At 68.0% G+C, this 1365-nt stretch carries 2 protein-coding genes; both read left to right on the top strand.

All coding sequences use genetic code 11. The features are described from left to right. On the top strand, positions 1-962 hold a 962-nt coding region (locus QH283_RS06960; protein ID WP_280502190.1), incomplete at its 5' end, for an ammonium transporter. Positions 963-966: 4 nt separating this feature from the next. Continuing rightward, positions 967-1305 carry a P-II family nitrogen regulator gene (locus QH283_RS06965; protein WP_280502191.1) on the top strand — a complete coding sequence of 113 codons (339 nt, stop codon included), beginning with the start codon at positions 967-969 and terminating at the stop codon, positions 1303-1305. The last annotated feature ends 60 nt before the right edge of the window (positions 1306-1365 follow it).

The raw sequence follows: 1365 nt of genomic DNA on the forward strand, positions 1-1365 counted from the left end.
TCACCGTCGCGCTCATCTCCGGCGCTGTCGCCGACCGTCTGAAGTTCGGATCCTGGCTGCTCTTCGCCGGTATCTGGGCCACCGTCGTCTACTTCCCGGTCGCGCACTGGGTGTTGTCCTTAGACGAGGGCACCACCGAGACCGGCGGCTGGATCGCCAACAAGCTCGAAGCGGTCGACTTCGCCGGTGGCACCGCCGTCCACATCAACGCGGGCGCCGCCGCCCTGGTCCTTGCCCTGGTTCTCGGCAAGCGCAAGGGCTGGCCGCAGACCCCCTTCCGCCCGCACAACCTGCCGTTCGTCATGCTCGGCGCCGGTCTGCTGTGGTTCGGTTGGTACGGCTTCAACGCCGGTTCCGCGGTGGGCTCCAACGGCCTCGCCGGCGCCACCTTCCTGACCACCACCATCGCCACCGGTGCGGCCATGATGGCCTGGCTCCTGGTCGAGAAGCTGCGCGACGGTCACCCCACCTCGCTGGGCGCCGCCTCCGGTGTCGTCGCGGGTCTGGTCGCCATCACCCCGTCCTGCTCCTCGGTGAACGCGCTGGGCGCGCTCATCATCGGCATCGCCTCCGGTGCGCTGTGCGCCCTGGCGGTCGGCCTGAAGTTCAAGTTCGGTTACGACGACTCGCTCGACGTGGTCGGCGTCCACCTGGTCGGCGGTCTCGTCGGCACCCTGCTGGTCGGTCTGGTCGCCGCGCCCGAAGCGCCTGCGGCGGTCGAGGGTCTGTTCTACGGTGGTGGTCTCGACCTGCTGATCAAGCAGGCCGTGGGCGCCTTCACCGTCCTCGTCTACTCGCTGGTCGTCACGGCGATCATCGCTCTGGCCATCAAGTTCACCATCGGACTGCGCGCCGACGACGAGGGCGAGGCAGCGGGCCTGGACGAGTCCGAGCACGCGGAAAGCGCATACGATTTCGCTGCTGTGGGTTCCACCGCCCGCTCGCTCCCCAAGGAGGCATGACGACATGAAGTTGATCACCGCAATCGTCAAACCGTTCACGCTCGAAGACGTCAAGACGGGCCTGGAACAGGCAGGCGTGTTCGGCATGACGGTCAGTGAAGTGCAGGGTTACGGCAGTCAGAAGGGCCACACCGAGGTCTACCGCGGCGCCGAGTACTCGGTCGACTTCGTGCCGAAGGTGCGGGTCGAGGTCGTCGTGGACGACGCCTCCGTGGACAAGGTCGTCGACATCATCGTCGAGGCCTCCCGCACCGGGAAGATCGGCGACGGCAAGGTCTGGGTGACCCCGGTCGAGTCGATCATCAGGGTGCGGACCGGCGAGCGCGGCACCGACGCGCTGTAGCCGGAACAACGAGCCGAGCGGTGGCCCCGCTCCGATCGGAAGCCCCGGTCGGGGCGGGGC

The organism is Nocardia farcinica, from assembly GCF_029867845.1.
GTDB classification, from domain to species: domain Bacteria; phylum Actinomycetota; class Actinomycetes; order Mycobacteriales; family Mycobacteriaceae; genus Nocardia; species Nocardia farcinica_A.